Source organism: Lwoffella lincolnii, assembly GCF_002014765.1.
GTDB lineage: Bacteria > Pseudomonadota > Gammaproteobacteria > Pseudomonadales > Moraxellaceae > Psychrobacter > Psychrobacter lincolnii.
The window spans coordinates 1-15,580 of sequence record NZ_MUYT01000004.1 but is presented as its reverse complement, the minus strand read 5'-3'; the positions used below and the strand labels follow the sequence as shown (position 1 = coordinate 15,580).

The 15,580-nt window shown below is 43.2% G+C and carries 14 protein-coding genes; 6 read left to right on the top strand and 8 right to left on the bottom strand.

Annotated elements, in window-relative coordinates; translation table 11 throughout:
• Positions 1-8 precede the first annotated feature (8 nt).
• Positions 9-692, top strand: coding sequence for an alpha/beta hydrolase (locus B0682_RS02265; RefSeq protein ID WP_420845498.1), 684 nt, complete (start codon positions 9-11; stop codon positions 690-692).
• 2 nt (positions 693-694) lie between these two features.
• Here B0682_RS02265 and B0682_RS02260 read toward each other — a convergent pair whose 3' ends face one another.
• From B0682_RS02260 to hemW, 5 genes are all read right to left on the bottom strand, one after another.
• The gene (locus B0682_RS02260) at positions 695-1,747 is read right to left on the bottom strand and encodes an ArsA family ATPase (RefSeq protein ID WP_078306953.1); all 1,053 of its coding nucleotides are present in this window, start codon (positions 1,745-1,747) and stop codon (positions 695-697) included.
• Positions 1,748-1,763: 16 nt separating this feature from the next.
• Entirely contained in the window at positions 1,764-2,078 is a 315-nt protein-coding gene (locus B0682_RS02255) for a cory-CC-star protein (protein WP_411350455.1), read from the bottom strand.
• A gap of 62 nt (positions 2,079-2,140) precedes the next feature.
• Entirely contained in the window at positions 2,141-3,817 is a 1,677-nt protein-coding gene (locus B0682_RS02250) for a carbon starvation CstA family protein (RefSeq protein WP_078306490.1), read from the bottom strand.
• A 159-nt stretch (positions 3,818-3,976) separates the two neighbouring features.
• A complete protein-coding gene (locus B0682_RS02245) occupies positions 3,977-4,534 on the bottom strand; it encodes a tRNA (cytidine(34)-2'-O)-methyltransferase (RefSeq protein WP_078306489.1) in 558 nt (185 codons plus the stop codon).
• Positions 4,535-4,669: 135 nt separating this feature from the next.
• Positions 4,670-5,920, bottom strand: a complete 1,251-nt coding sequence (gene hemW / locus B0682_RS02240; RefSeq protein WP_078306488.1) for a radical SAM family heme chaperone HemW — start codon at positions 5,918-5,920, stop codon at positions 4,670-4,672.
• A gap of 323 nt (positions 5,921-6,243) precedes the next feature.
• Here hemW and B0682_RS02235 point away from each other — a divergent pair, with 323 nt between their 5' ends.
• The gene (locus B0682_RS02235) at positions 6,244-7,620 is read left to right on the top strand and encodes an MATE family efflux transporter (RefSeq protein WP_078306487.1); all 1,377 of its coding nucleotides are present in this window, start codon (positions 6,244-6,246) and stop codon (positions 7,618-7,620) included.
• A 163-nt stretch (positions 7,621-7,783) separates the two neighbouring features.
• Here B0682_RS02235 and B0682_RS02230 read toward each other — a convergent pair whose 3' ends face one another.
• Positions 7,784-7,996 carry a cold-shock protein gene (locus tag B0682_RS02230; protein ID WP_078306486.1) on the bottom strand — a complete coding sequence of 71 codons (213 nt, stop codon included), beginning with the start codon at positions 7,994-7,996 and terminating at the stop codon, positions 7,784-7,786.
• Between the two features lie 489 nt (positions 7,997-8,485).
• On the opposite strand from B0682_RS02230, the gene aroQ reads away from it, so the two are divergent.
• Together aroQ and B0682_RS02220 are read left to right on the top strand one after the other, a co-directional pair.
• Positions 8,486-9,001: a type II 3-dehydroquinate dehydratase gene (aroQ, locus tag B0682_RS02225; protein ID WP_143823242.1), complete on the top strand. Its 516-nt coding sequence runs from the start codon at positions 8,486-8,488 to the stop codon at positions 8,999-9,001.
• Positions 9,002-9,160: 159 nt separating this feature from the next.
• Positions 9,161-10,465 (top strand): ABC1 kinase family protein, encoded by a 1,305-nt coding sequence (locus tag B0682_RS02220; protein WP_078306485.1) that lies wholly within the window; start codon positions 9,161-9,163, stop codon positions 10,463-10,465.
• Between the two features lie 98 nt (positions 10,466-10,563).
• Here the strand turns inward: B0682_RS02220 and B0682_RS02215 are convergent, their stop codons facing one another.
• Positions 10,564-11,400 carry an ion transporter gene (locus B0682_RS02215; RefSeq protein ID WP_078306484.1) on the bottom strand — a complete coding sequence of 279 codons (837 nt, stop codon included), beginning with the start codon at positions 11,398-11,400 and terminating at the stop codon, positions 10,564-10,566.
• A gap of 219 nt (positions 11,401-11,619) precedes the next feature.
• Between B0682_RS02215 and B0682_RS02210 the strand changes: the two genes are divergently transcribed.
• Entirely contained in the window at positions 11,620-12,363 is a 744-nt protein-coding gene (locus B0682_RS02210) for a YebC/PmpR family DNA-binding transcriptional regulator (protein ID WP_078306483.1), read from the top strand.
• A 75-nt stretch (positions 12,364-12,438) separates the two neighbouring features.
• Here B0682_RS02210 and ftsY read toward each other — a convergent pair whose 3' ends face one another.
• Positions 12,439-13,425 carry a signal recognition particle-docking protein FtsY gene (gene ftsY / locus B0682_RS02205; protein ID WP_240494854.1) on the bottom strand — a complete coding sequence of 329 codons (987 nt, stop codon included), beginning with the start codon at positions 13,423-13,425 and terminating at the stop codon, positions 12,439-12,441.
• A 448-nt stretch (positions 13,426-13,873) separates the two neighbouring features.
• Here ftsY and B0682_RS02200 point away from each other — a divergent pair, with 448 nt between their 5' ends.
• Complete coding sequence (locus tag B0682_RS02200) at positions 13,874-15,217, top strand: translocation protein TolB (RefSeq protein WP_240494825.1); 1,344 nt, start codon at positions 13,874-13,876, stop codon at positions 15,215-15,217.
• The last annotated feature ends 363 nt before the right edge of the window (positions 15,218-15,580 follow it).

Sequence of the window (15,580 nt, the reverse complement as noted above, 5' to 3'; positions counted from 1 at the left end):
CAGAGCAAATGATGACATCTTCAGCACGACCATTACAAACATTGATTGTCGAACACAATCCTAATAACCAAGCCATGGACAGTGCGGTCATTTGGCTACATGGCTTGGGAGCAAGTTATCATGACTTTGAGCCAATCGTGCCACAGCTTGGCCTCAATCAACATTTGGCAGTGCGATTTATTTTTCCACAAGCCCCCAATCGCCCTGTAACCATCAACGGTGGTATGAGCATGCCAGCGTGGTATGACATCATTGAGATGAGTCTGGACAGAAAAGTAGATGTGGCTCAAATCCAAATATCAGCAGAACAAATTACTCAGCTGATACAAGAGCAAATCACTCAAGGCATTGACAGCAATCGCATCATACTGGCTGGCTTCTCACAAGGCGGTGCTGTGGTCTATCACGCAGGATTAAGTTACCCCAAACCACTGGCAGGATTGCTATGCTTATCAACGTATTTGGCAACCCCCCATCAAATCACTTACCACCCAGCCAATCAAAACACACCCATTAAGATTGACCATGGCACGCATGACCCTGTTGTTCCTGCCATTTTGGCACAACAAGCTTATAAACTGCTTCAAAGTCAAGGTTATGATGTGAAATTCAGCACATTTTCCATGGCACATCAGGTTTGTATGCCTCAAATTCATCAGATTGGTGAGTGGTTCAATGACTTGCTTGGATAACTCTATCTTAATGTCATCAAACAATCCACCCCTCGAATGTCTTGCTGTTGCAATGCCACAGGGTATAATGGCACATGAGCAAAACTTTGTTGTATTTCAGCAAGCAGGTACTGTTGACGCTCAGCCCGCCGTTGCCAAAAAGGGTCGGTTTGCTGGGAGTCAATTAATTGATTAACCACGATGCCACTGATGGGCAATTTAACGGCGGTTAATTGTTCTACCGCTCGCTTGGTTTCAGCAATCGGTAGGTTATCAGCCACCATCACCAGCACAATGCCAGTTTGGCTGGCATCATGCAACAGGTTACCTGCATGAGCAAATAGGCGTTTGCGTTTATCCAATACCATCACCGCCTGCTCCCAGCGGTCGGGGATATGATGAGTAAATGGGTTGGAAAAGCCTTTTTTATTGACTGCTGTGGCACTGGTTGTTGTGGTACTGCTGGTTGTGGCATCACTGGTGGCAAGTTTATTGACGGTTAGATGGTTGGCGACTGATTTGAGTTTGGCTTGTCTGCGTTGTTGCATCAACAGTCCATCTGTCCACGCACTCATCATCTCAGGCAACATCAAAAGTCTAAGCGTATGCCCTGTCGGTGCAGTATCAAAAATAATGTGGCGATAGCCTTGTTCGGTTGCATCTACCAAATGCTGGCACATGGCTTCTAACATGGCGGCTTCTTGAGCTCCAGGGGCGGTTTTGGACGCATGCAAATGCTCTTTGATTTTTGGTAACATCTCGGGGCTGGCATAGCCTTTGATGGTGTTTAATACGTGAGCAAAATGCTTATCAACCATCACTTCTGGGTCAAGTTCAATCGCATCAAGATAAGGCGTGATGGCGGTTGTGTCATTAGATAACTTGATTTGTAAGACATCACCCAAGCTATGAGCAGGGTCGGTGGAGATGATGAGCGTTTTGTGTTGCCTATTGGCAAATTGGCTTGCAAGGGCTGCTGCCATGGTGGTCTTACCCACACCACCTTTACCACCGACAAAGATAATCGGACGTTCGCTTAAACCATCTACCAACTGATGAAATGGTCGGTTTAACATCAGCAACACCCCATCATCAGCAACACCCCATATGGTTAAAGGGGCATTTTTCCATACCCATACGCTGATGCCATTCATGAAAGTTTTCTAAAAATAACGGTTGCAATTCCATGGCATAAAATACCGCAGGATTGGCAATACCCAAACTTTCACTAAACAGCAAAAGCATAAAAAAATCCTCTTCATCTTTAGCTGCCCGTGCCATCGTTTGCCGATAGGGAGCATGATAAAATTCATTTAACCCCATTAAAAAACGCCCCCACCAACTTTGTGTGGACGCTGTTATTTGGTTTATTTTACCCTCAGTTGTGAAGTCATTATTTGTCATCATGATATGAGCTGATGCCTATTTTAAAATGCTTAATTTAAAATGCTTAGTTTAAAACATTTGGTTTAAGATGCTTTGGTTCGATGAATGTGCCATTCTTTTCTTAAAACAGAGAAGCTTTCAAACGCCACCATGATGGTCGCAATCAAAATCACAATGTCTAAGAAAATCAATAGCCAGTTACCATCGGTATAAAAGGTTTTTAGCTGTAATAACAACGCAAACACGGACATCACCAACAAAAAGCTCAATGGTGCAAGGGTATACCACACGGTTTTGCCATGACGCAATAAAATCACGGTAACAATCATCAAGGTCAATGCCGCCATCAACTGATTGGTTGTGCCAAATAATGGCCAGATAATCATGCCACCAGAGCCGTCAATACCACCTGCCCCAAACGCCAACAGCAGACACGTTCCAACCGCCAGCAAGGTGGCGACTGACCCTTTTTGTAGGGCTGGCAGATGATAAATTTCACCAAATTCTTGAAAAATATAGCGTTGCAAACGCACGCCTGTGTCCATTGTTGTGCCTGCAAACAATGCCGCCATCACTGTCAGCATGGTTTGTGATAACACAATCTCAATGCCAACACCTTGGTTTAAAATGGTCGCACCACCATCAATAAACGCCCCAATAGAGCCATCGCCAAACTTTTGATATACCGCTTGCCAATCAGCAAAAGACGCAAAGCCTGCCGTGGCAGCCAAAATTGCCCCCAACGCCAAAAGTCCTTCACCCAATGCACCAAAATAACCGACAAAACGGGCATCTTCTTCTTGGTCAATTTGCTTAGATGTTGTTCCTGTTGCCACCAAACCATGAAATCCTGAAATCGCCCCACAGGCAATGGTCACAAACAACAGTGGCATGATGGGCGGTGTTCCTGCTGGCAAGTTGGTATTAAAGGCAGGGGCAACCACATCAGGCGACGCAATAAAAATGGACGCATATAATAAAATTAACCCCACGAACAGCTGTAAGCCATTGATATAATCACGGGGTTGTAACAACACCCACACAGGCAATAATGATGCAACAGCAGCATAGGTAAACAAAATCAAAATCCACACCGCATTATCAGGCAAACCCATCACCATCTCTGGCAACACAATGGGAAACATCGGACCAAAATATATCAACGCATAAAGGGCAATCACCCCAATCAATGAGACAATCGGCAAATTCATCTTAAACCGATAAATGCACTGACCGATGATGAACGCCACCACCAATGCTCCCCAAACAGGCAGCACAGATGATGGTGTTTTTATCATCATGTTGGCAATCGCCACACCAAACACCGCATTCACCATCAATAACAACAAGAAAATCACCACCATCATCAAGGTGCGTACACGCCCACCCATGACACTGCCAGCAATCGTACCAATGGACTGCCCCTTATTACGTATGCTTGCCCACACAGCAGACATGTCATGCACGCCTGCCATGAACACTGTGCCAAACACCACCCAAATAAAGGCAGGTACCCAACCCCAAATCACCGCAATCGCAGGACCAATAATCGGTGCCGCTCCTGCCACTGAAGTAAAGTGATGCCCCCATAACACAAACTTATTGGTTGGCACATAATCCACCCCATCTTGTAGGGTATGGCTGGGTGTGGTTCGAGAATTGTCCAGCCCTAAAATGCGACTGGCAACAAACTTAGAATAAAAAAAGTAACCTAAGAGCATGCCCATCACGCCCAAAACCAAAATAATGACACTGTTCATAAAGCATCTTCCTTGCCAAAACCATCAGCAAAATAAAGAATGAATAATAAAAAAGCTAAAAAGTAACATCACAACTGCAACAGTGTAGCAAAAGTTATGCCATGACACATCATTTTTTATCCATCATTTTTTATCCATCATTTTTCACATGTCATTTTTTTATCCATCATTTTTTACCTCATAAGCCATCGCAAAGTCCATTAACCGCCACACTTCATACAAACATATCGCCACACTATTGGACAAATTTAAACTGCGAGAAGTCGGTAACATGGGTAGCCTTAGCCAATTGTTTTGCCCAATGTCTTCTCGAATGTCATCAGGCAAGCCATTTGTTTCAGAACCAAACACCAACGCCAAATCAATCAAGTTGCCTGTTTGACTCATCACTTGTTTCTTATCAGCGACATAATCCGCCACGACATCATAAAATGGTCGGCTTTGTTTGGTTGTTAATGCCAATAATGTATGACAATTATCATTGCTTAGGCTATTTTTTAGATGTTGCCAATCATCATGCACCTGCATATGGGCATATTCATGATAATCTATCCCTGCTCGTCGCAACTTCTTATCATCTAAATCAAACCCCAAAGGCTTCACCAAATGTAAAACTGCCCCTGTATTGGCACATAATCGAATGATGTTGCCTGTGTTGCTGGGTATTTTTGGAGCGACTAAGACGATATGAATTTTAAAGGAATTTGTTTTTGTCATGCTTAACCTACTTACCAATATTTATTTGCCAAAATTTATTTGCCAAATATTATTTGGTTACCAATAGAATGGGGCTGATTATCAGTGATGATATTGGCATGATTGTGTCAGCCCTAATTGTGTCAATCCTATTTTTTATAAAAATTCTGCAATCACTTGGTTCAAATAGCGCCTGCCCAACTCAGTGGCACAAACGGTATGACCATCGTCAATCGCTCCATTTTGAATCTGTAACAACCCCTGCTGTTGCAATCGCTGTATGGTCAAATCAACGCTTGCCCATGCCAGCCCTGTACGTTCACCAAACAACCGTGAGGTAAAGCCTTGCGACAGACGTAAAGCATCCATCATAAATTCCCCAACCAGCTGATTATTGTTAATGACATCTAAAGAAACCATCTTAGGGGCAGTTTGATAAGTCAAATAATCCTTTGGCAACCGAGATTTGCTAAAACGACACACAACAAATGCCCCATCATCATGATGATTGATGACATCACTTGTACCACCCATCATTGCCAATGTGTCTTTTAATGTGTCAGTATCCGTGGTGATTTTGCCATGTGCCCCTGCCCCTATTGCCAGATAATCACCAAATTGCCAGTAATTCACGTTATGGCGACAAGGCATGTCTTGCTTACTGACCCATGCTGAGATTTCATAATTGTTAAAGTTGGCTTGCAACAGTGCTGTCCGCCCCATATGTTCAATATCTGCCAACCCATCTTCATCGGGCAAGATGGGAGGACGACGATAAAATATCGTGTTTGGTTCAATGGTCAGCTGATACCAAGATAAATGTGTCGCTCCTGCGTCTAACGCTTGGGTCAAGTCGCTCAAAGCAGAGCTGGGCGTTTGCTTAGGTAAACCGTGCATTAAGTCCACGTTAAGCCGATGAAACCCTGCCTGCCTTGCTTGTTCTATGGCCGTTTTTGCCTGTGTGCCATCATGAATACGCCCCAATCGTGCCAAATGATTGGCATCAAAACTTTGTACCCCAATGGATAAACGGTTAATGCCAAGTTTAAGATATTTAGCAAAAGGGGCATGTTCCACCGTACCAGGATTGACTTCCAAAGTAATCTCAATATCATCAGTAAAGCGATATTGCCGTTGCAAGCCCACAAACAACCGCTCAAACTCAGCCACTGGTAATAATGAAGGCGTGCCACCACCGATAAAAATAGAGCCAATAGGGCGTTGTTGTGCCAATGCCACTTGAGCGTTGGCATCTGCCAACAGAGCATCAACATACGCCGTAAATTGGTCAGCATCGGTCAATGGGTGTGAATTAAAATCACAATAGGGGCATTTTTTAATGCACCATGGCACATGAATGTACAATGCCAATGGCACACACTTTGGGTCTAATAAAGATTTCGACATGTGGATTGCTTTTTTGGGTGAACAATGAATCAACAAACGCTGGTTTTGCCAACGATTGTCTGTTAAGGTAGCGAGTTTATGCTGGCATCTATCTAAATGTTACTGAGCTTTTGCTAAAAAAAAGAGGGAGTATTTTCCCTTTTTTGACCATCGATTTTTGTATTTAAACACACATTTTGTATTTAAACGCAAATTGTAGCAACCCATCTTTTTAATTACCAGTTGAATTGTTCAATTCACGATTTTGTTTTTTTTACTTTTGTTTTTGTTTTTTTACCTTTTTTGTTTTTTTTACCTTAGGGTTTTATGACATACAGGTACTTATGGCTTTATTCACTCGGCTTACCATCACTCAATTTACTCAACATAGTCGCCGTCTGTGGTTGTTGGTGATTCCCATTTTGATTACTCAGCTGTGCCAAGCTGCCCTTGGGGTAACTGATGCGATTATGGCAGGGCGAGTTTCAGCATTGGATTTGGCAGCGGTATCGATTGGTTCAGGCATTTGGCTGCCAATATTTTTATTGGCAACAGGCATTTTGATTGCCACCACCCCATTGATTGGTGAGATGGTCGGGCGTGATGAGCATCACCATGTGCCATTTATTACCCAACAATCTTTATGGGCAGCCATGCTGATTGGCGTGATGGGCATGGGGCTGGTCAATGTTGCTCCCTTATTATTGCCATTGATGGGTGTGCCTGACAACATTCAACCATTGGCAACCACCTATTTGCATGGGGTATCATTTGGCTTCCCTGCTTTGGCAGCTTATGCCGTATTGCGTAGCTATTGCGAAGCCTTGGGTCGCCCTGAGCCTGTAACCATCATCAGCATCATCGGCTTGATGGCAAATGTTCCACTCAATTATTGGTTTATTCATGGGGGGCTTGGCATACCTGCCTTAGGTGGTGCAGGTTGTGGGGTAGCAAGTGCCTTGGTGCTGTGGATTGATGTCATGGCATTGGCAACTTATTTGTTTTTTTCATCGCATCATGTGTTTAAACAAACTCGGTTTTTTTATGGCTTTACTCGCCCCAATCGCAACCAAATCCGTAAGTTATTAAAACTTGGCATTCCCATTGGCATTTCTATTTTTTTTGAAGCCAGCCTATTTAGCTTGGCATCATTGGTCATCAGCCCATTGGGTGAGCTTGCGGTAGCCGCCCATCAAGTGGCTTTATCTGTGTCATCACAGTTATTCATGATACCCATGTCCATTGCCATGGCATTGACCATTATGGTGTCTAATCGCTATGGGGAAGGCAATGTCATGACCATGCGTGAAGTCATCATGACAGGTTTGTGCTGGGCGACTGCCATCGCATTTGTGTGTATGCTTGGGGTATTGATGTTTCGGCTGTCATTGGCAAAGATATTTACCGATGATATGGCTGTGCAACAAACCGCCATAACGCTGTTATTATTTGCCGCTGCGTATCAAATCATTGATGCTTGGCAAGTCAATATTGCTGGTATTTTGCGTGGCATGCAAGACACGGCGATTCCCATGTGGCTGACCATGTTTTGTTATTGGTTGGTGGCGTTGCCACTTGGGATATATTTGGTGCGTTTTACTGACATGGGGGCAAAAGGATTTTGGTTGGCACTGGTGATGGGGTTAAGTTTGGCGGCTGTGCTGTTGTCCATGCGATTAAATCAACAATTACAACGTGGTCTAAGCCAGTCAGTTTCTTAAAATAAGAACCACAATAAAAAATAACGGCAACACCTTTGCCGTTATTTCAGTGTATTGAGTCCAACTGACATCAACCTTACACATCAAAACACACATCAATCAATATGCAACCATGATGATGTGTCAGATGTATAAAAAGATGCCTAAAAAAACAAGTCAACCATTAGTCAACTTTAGTTACTTCTTCGGCTTGAAGACCTTTTTGACCTTCAACCACCTTGAACTCAACTTTTTGACCGTCTTTTAAAGAGCGGTAGCCGTCACCTTGAATGGCACGAAAATGGACAAAAATATCTTCACCGCTTTCACGTTGAATGAAACCAAAGCCTTTAGAGTCGTTAAACCACTTAACGACACCTTGTTCACGTTCTGACATAATAAAATTTCCTAAACAAGTGCGACAATCTACCGCAATGAATGCTCAACAAACACGATGTTCACTCAGTTAAATTCACTTAGTTAAATTAACTCAGTTAAAATCAAACAAACTTTGGGTATCTTGCTTACATCACCGAACTAAAAGTTAAAAACAAACAGATAATAGCCATTACCAACATGACTTAAGTCATATTATTGAGTAACATCTTAAATAATATCATTAAGTAACATCTCAGCAATAAATATCATCTAAAATAAATCATAGCATGTAATGTCAAGCTGGCAAAGGTTTTTAACATAAATTTCATCATTTAATGCTGATGATGCTGACAGCCACCAACAACCATGTAACAATAAAGCCATGTCAAAACCATATTAAAGCCATGCCATTCATTGAAAACACCATCATGACACCCATCATACACCTGACATCATCGCCTAAATCATACCTAAGGCATCATTAAGGCTTTTTATATTGAGACTTTTTATGCAATCTACTGTTAATCTGTCAACCCTAAATCACAAAATCCTATTGGTCAATGGGGCAAATCTACAACTACTTGGGCAACGTGAACCACACATCTATGGTAACACCACTTTGGCAGACATCGAAAATCGCCTACGCCAAAAAGCATCTGAGCATGGCGTTGATATCATCAGCATTCAATCTAATCACGAAGGCGAGCTGTTAGACACCATTACCAAACACACAATCAAACATACCCAACAAGCCAACGCCATTCCAGACAACGCCACTGATTTGGTCGATGCCATCATCATCAACCCTGCTGGTTTTACACACACGTCAGTGGTTCTAAGAGATTGCCTACTGGCAACTGCCTTACCCTTTATTGAAGTGCATTTATCCAACATTCATGCCCGTGAGCCGTTTCGCTCACATTCTTACTTTAGTGATGTGGCGGTGGGGGTGATTTGTGGGCTTGGGCATCAAGGCTATGACATGGCACTTAATTACTTTTTAAACACTCTTTATGCTTCTTAAGACCTTTAAGACACGATTAGTTAAGACACGGTTTTTATCATCTGATGATGTCAATAAAATAAGCGACAATACCAAGCGACAACTGACAGTCAACCAAAATACACAGTCAATAAATTTATGCCAACAAAACGACAATAAACACCTGATGAGAGATACTTTATGAGCCAAAGCTCCAAAAAACGCTTTTTAAAACTGGCAGGCATGACCGCAGGCATTGCAGGACGGGCTGCCAAAAATTCTTTTAAACATTTTTCATCTGATGAAGAAGCACGCCTAAAGGCCCGTTCTGAACTCTTGCAAGATGTGGGCATTCAAATCGCCGATACCTTAGGTGAGATGAAAGGAGCGGTGATGAAAGTGGGACAAATCGCATCACAATATAAAGACATTTTCCCCCCTGAAGTGGCAAAAGCACTCGAAAAATTACAAAATAACGCACCGCCCATGCCCTTTAACATCATCAAACAGCAAGTACAAAAGGAGCTTGGCAAGCCCATTGATGAGCTGTATCAACAATTTGATGAATCACCATTTGCCGCCGCTTCCATTGGACAAGTGCATAAAGCCATACTGCCTGATGGCACACCTGTGGTGGTCAAGGTGCAATATCCTGATGTGGAAGACAACTGCGAAAGCGACTTAAAACAAATCCGCATGGCTCTACGACTGACAGGTGTGCTCAATATGAGTAAGTACTTGCAAGAGCAAATTTTTGCTGAAATCCGCCAGAGCCTAAAAGAAGAGTTGGATTATGTCAAAGAAGCCCAAAACTTAAAAGTCTTTGCTAACTTTCACGCTCAGCATGATGGTTTGGTTATCCCAAAAGTCATCGGCAGTCACTGTGCCAAACGAGTACTGACTTTAAGTCAAGAATTGGGTGAGCCATTATCGGTGGCAACAACGTGGGATAATCAGATTAAGCAACGCATCGCCAGCAACTTGTTTCATTTTAGTGCCAGTCAGCTGTTTGAACTATATCGCCTACACTGCGACCCCCACCCTGGCAACTTTGCCTTTCGCCCTGATGGCAGTGTGGTGGCGTATGATTTTGGTGGCATTCGCACCTACAGTCAAGCACAAGTGGATTTGTTTAAGCGGGTGGTGCGTCATGCCATCAAAGCTGATGTAACCGCTCTTGAACAAGATTTGGTGGCGTTGGGGATTCGCCGTCAAGATGATGACATCGTGCCAGCACAATTTTATCACGACTGGCTAGCCATCATGCTAAAACCATTATCCATTACCCCTTATCAACAGGGTTCATTTGATTTTGCTGGCAGTCAAGTGCATCATGACGCCATTGCCAAGGCAAAAGAATCGCTGAAGTATTTTAACCAATTTCAACCATCTGCCACCACCATGATGGTGGATAGAACGGTGTCTGGACAATATTGGAACTTAGTCAATCTTGGTGTTAATATTGACTTATCGCCTTTGGTTAAGCAGTACATTAATCAATATTAAACAATAATTGAACAATCATTAAAAAATCATTAAACAATCATTGACCCATTGAATTTAGCACAAACACGCCAAAACCCAAAACTTAGCCTAGTCAAACATTAAACATGCAAATCATGCCCACAACGGTCACAAAAGTTTGCCCCTGACGCATGACCAAACTTGCCACAGTTAGGGCAAATGATTGGGTGTAGTTGGGGACGCATATTTTTGGCAAGCTCTGATGTAAAAATGCCTGTTGGCACGGCAATGATGGAATAACCCGTAATCATCACCATGCTTGCAATGGCTTGTCCGACGTGAGTTTTTGGGGAAATGTCGCCATAACCAACTGTGGTTAAGGTTACCACCGCCCAATAGATGGATAAAGGAATGCTGGTAAAGCCGTTTTCTGGACCTTCAACCACATACAACACCGAACCAAAAATGGTTACCAGCAACAACACCGCCAAAAAAAACACAAAAATCTTATGACGGCTGGTTTTTAGTGCCGCCACCAAAAAACCTGCCTGTTGCATATAAGTGGCAAGATTAAGTACTCGAAATATTCTAAGCAGCCGAAGTATCCGCACCACCAAAATATAATGCACACCTGCAAAGAACAAACTTAAATAGCTGGGCAACAGCGACAACAAATCAACAATACCAAAAAAACTAAAGGCATAACGCAAACGATTGGGAGCGGAGAACAAACGTAACCCATACTCAATGGTAAATAAAATGGTAAAAAACCATTCAGCATAAAAAAACACCACCCCATATTTTAATCGCATATAAAACACGCTGTCTAACATCACCACAGCAACACTGGCAACAATGACAATCAACAATAAAATGTCAAACAGCCTACCCATGCGTGTGTCTGTGCCTTCGATGATGATGTGAATGTGATTGCGTAAGTTGCTGATGCGATTACTGGAACTGGAGGTTTGTTTCATGTGGTGGCTTGTTTATGTTGATGAGGGTCTTATATGTGAAGTCTTAACAATGTGGGGTCTTAACAGTGGCGATGTGGCATGGAATTGACTATAATAATGCAACATTGACAATGTCATACTTACACTAAAAACAACACGCATGTGATGCACACACCATCTATTATACCAACATTGCATTTAATTGTATTTCATTGATTTAAATTGAATTTAGGAGACATCATGGCTGGACATTCCAAATGGGCAAACATCAAACATCGCAAAGCCAAAGAAGATGCCAAACGTGGCAAAATTTTTACCAAAATTATCCGTGAAATCATATCTGCCACCAAACAAGGCGACCCAGACCCCAACAGTAACCCACGCCTGCGTGCAGCAGTTGAAAAAGCCCTATCCGCCAACATGACCAAAGACACCATTAACCGTGCCATTGAGCGGGGGGCTGGCAATGGTGAAGGTGGTGAGATGAGTGAAATTACCTATGAAGGCTATGGCGTTGGTGGGGTGGCAGTCTTGGTTGAAACCATGACTGATAACGTCAATCGTACCGTGGGTGAAGTGCGTCATGCGTTTAGCAAATATGATGGCAACCTTGGCACATCTGGCTCAGTGGCGTATTTATTTAGCAAACGTGGTGAAATTGTCTTTGATGATGTGTCATTAGAAGATGAAGTAATGATGGTGGCGTTGGACGCTGGGGCCATCGACATTGAAAACGATGGCGAACAGTTATTGGTCATCACCGAGCCTGATGGTTTTGGTCAAGTTAAAGATGCGTTAGACACAGCAGGCTTGGTCTCAGACAATGCTGAAGTGACCATGTCGCCATCTACCACCGCTGAGATTGATAATCTTGAAGACGCTCAAAAAATCATCAAAATGATTGACATGTTAGAAGACTTAGATGACGTACAAGAAGTCTACACCAATGTCTTCATTCATGAAGAGATATTGGCACAACTTTAGTGGCTAGTGGCTCAATGGCTTCAGTAGCTTAGTGGCAAATCTGGTAACACATCTTCTGGTGGCTAAATGACACCCTCATTTATCGGTTTCAAACAATGCTGACACAAACTCTTTTGGTTTAAATGCCTGTAAATCATCGATAGACTCACCCACACCAATAAAGCGAATGGGAATGTCTGCGGTATTTGCAATGTTAAACACCACGCCACCTTTGGCAGTACCGTCAAGTTTGGTGATGGTAATGCCTGTTAGTGGCACAGCATCATTAAAGATTTGTACTTGGTTGATGGCATTTTGTCCTGTGCCTGCATCTAGAACAATCATGGTTTCATGGGGTGCGGTGTCATCTGCTTTTTTCATCACCCTGACCACTTTTTCTAATTCTGCCATCAGATTGGTTTTATTTTGTAGACGACCTGCAGTATCTGCAATCAGCACATCAATATTTTTGGCTTTGGCTGATTGCATGGCATCAAATATCACCGATGCACTGTCTGAGCCATGACCTTGGGCGACCACAGGAATGCCATTACGCTCGCCCCAAATTTGCAACTGCTCAGTGGCAGCCGCTCGAAACGTATCACCCGCCGCCAACATCACTGATTTGCCTTGGTGTTGTAAGCGTTTTGCCAGTTTACCGATGGTGGTGGTTTTGCCCACGCCATTCACCCCAACCACCAAAATCACAAACGGACGTTTAGCATAATCAATCTGTAAAGGGGCAACTTTTGGGCTTAAAATACCCACCAGTTCCTGTTGCAAGGCTTTATATAAGGCATTGGAATAAATCAAATCTCCCCTTGCCGTCTGTTCAGTCAGATTGGTGATGATGCGATTGGTCGCTTCTACCCCAATATCTGCCACCAACAGCTGGTCTTCAACTTCTTCAAGCAGTTCATCATCAATCTCTTTACCACCAATTAAAATATTAACCATGCCTTCAGCCAAATTTTTGCGTGATTTGCTCAAACCTGATTTCATACGGCTAAACCAACCACCTGCCGATTTGTTTTCTGCTTTGTCTTGGCTTACGTTTGGGTCTGATACATTTGGCAAATTCATATTTGGTAAAGTCACGTCGTCATCATCTAAACTGCCCAACGTGTTGTCCAGTTCAATGACAATACGATTTGGATATTCTTTGGTGTTGTTTGCGTCTTGTGAAAAAGCAATTGTGCTTGATGTTGTACTTGATAAAGGGTCAATCTTGTGATTAGACATGTCGTTAGAAGAAGCCATACAGCACCTATTGATAAAGTTGTTGAATTTGAATATAAGTTGAATTTGAATATAAAATGCAGTTAGTTTAGCACATTTATCAAAGACCGCATGTTTGCTTGCCCAGTAAGTGGCCGTTTTTTGTTGAAAATTTCCATTTCGGTCAGGCTTTTTTCTTTGTTATACTGGCAATCAGTCATGCTGGCGATTATCCATATTAATATTAATCACTTTTCATCATGCCATTAATCGCTAACAGCAATATCCAACATGCCATCAAGGAATACCACCCATGTCCATGAAACCCACCCATAGGCCACTTCATCAATCCAAGCTTTATCAATCCAAGCATCACATGCTTGCATCATCTTTATGCGTTGCCTTGACAATCGCCATCATGCCAACCGCTCAAGCCGTCGATACCGACATTGAAATTGAGTTTGTTGCTCCCAAACAAAACAGCCAAGTGGCGTTTGTGCCGTTTGCCAATGATGGGGTGATTTCGCCGATTGTTATCAAAGAATTAAACAGCAGTGAGCTTAACGTTACCAGTCAAAACCTACCACAGATGCCACACAGCAGTACCGATTTATCCGCCACTTTATCACAGTGGCAACAGCTTGGTATTCCTTATCTTGTTGTTGGCAGCACCCACAGTCAAGCAGGCAAACTGGTAATTGAATATGAAGTCATCGATGTGATGAGCGGGCGAGTGCTGGAAGGCAAGCAACGCACCCAAGTCAGCAACAATACCAGCAGTCGAAATTTGGCAGGTTTGGTGGTTGCCGATAAGATTTATTCACTCATCACAGGTAAAGAAAGTGACTTTACTGGTCGTATTGCCTACATTGAAGAGCAAGGCAGTGGCGAAAATAAACTCTCTAAGCTAAAAATCATAGATGCGACTGGTGAAAATGCCCACACACTCACACAAGTCAAGGGGTCAATTTTTTCACCCACATGGTCATCTGATGGCCGCACCCTTGCTTATGCCGTACAACGTCCTAAAGGATTGCCAGTCATTTATGTGCAAAACGCCGATGGTGGTGGTGCAAGGTTGGTTACTCCCTATAAAGGCAATAATTTAAGCCCATCATTTAGCCCAGATGGCAGTCAACTGTTGTTCTCCAGCAGTTTTCAGGGCAATGCTGATATTTATCTGTTGCAATTAGGCACAGGCAGTGTGCAACGCTTGGTAAGTCTACCAAGTAATGAAATCCAGCCAAGCTTTGCCCCTGACGGTCGCTCGTTTGTGTTTGTCTCTGACCAGCTTGGGGTCAACCGCCCACAGATATATCGCTATACATTTGGCAGTGGGCAAATCAGCCGTGTGTCAAAAGTGGGCAACTATGCCACCACACCATCTATCAGCCCAGATGGCAATCATATTGCCTTTTTAAATGGTCGCAGTGTCGCCATCATGAATAGTGGCTCAGGTGCGATGATTGCCAATTTAGGCAACACAGGCATTGACGAAGCCGCCAGCTTCTCACCCAGTGGCAATCGGGTGGTGTTCGCCAGTAAGCAGGGCAATCATGGGGTGATAAACATACGCTCATTGACAGGTGGACAAAGTTTTAGTAAGACTGCCAATGGGGTGATTCGCTCACCTGTCTGGTCAAAATCCGCCAAATAAAATCACCAATCAAACCTTGACTTCCTCCCCGCCCTAAAGTGCGGGGATTCCTGCTCCCAGACGGTCAAGCCCGACCGCAAGCCTAAGATAGTGGCAACCGCCCGTACGACACACCGTACATCTTAGGTTCTTATTTTAAGCTAATCCTACCGTTAGGATTGTCATAGACACGAATTAGCTTAAGTGTGTGTTTGGAAACGTCTTACCAGTTAAGTTACTGCGTACTCGCAATTTAGTCTTAACTTAACTGTGGAATGTAAGACATTGAATATAGTGAGATGAGTATGGCAAAACTTATCGCATTTAACAATTGCCTTATATCCACCGCCTGAAGGCTGTGGTTTTACGGCAACGGAGGATAAA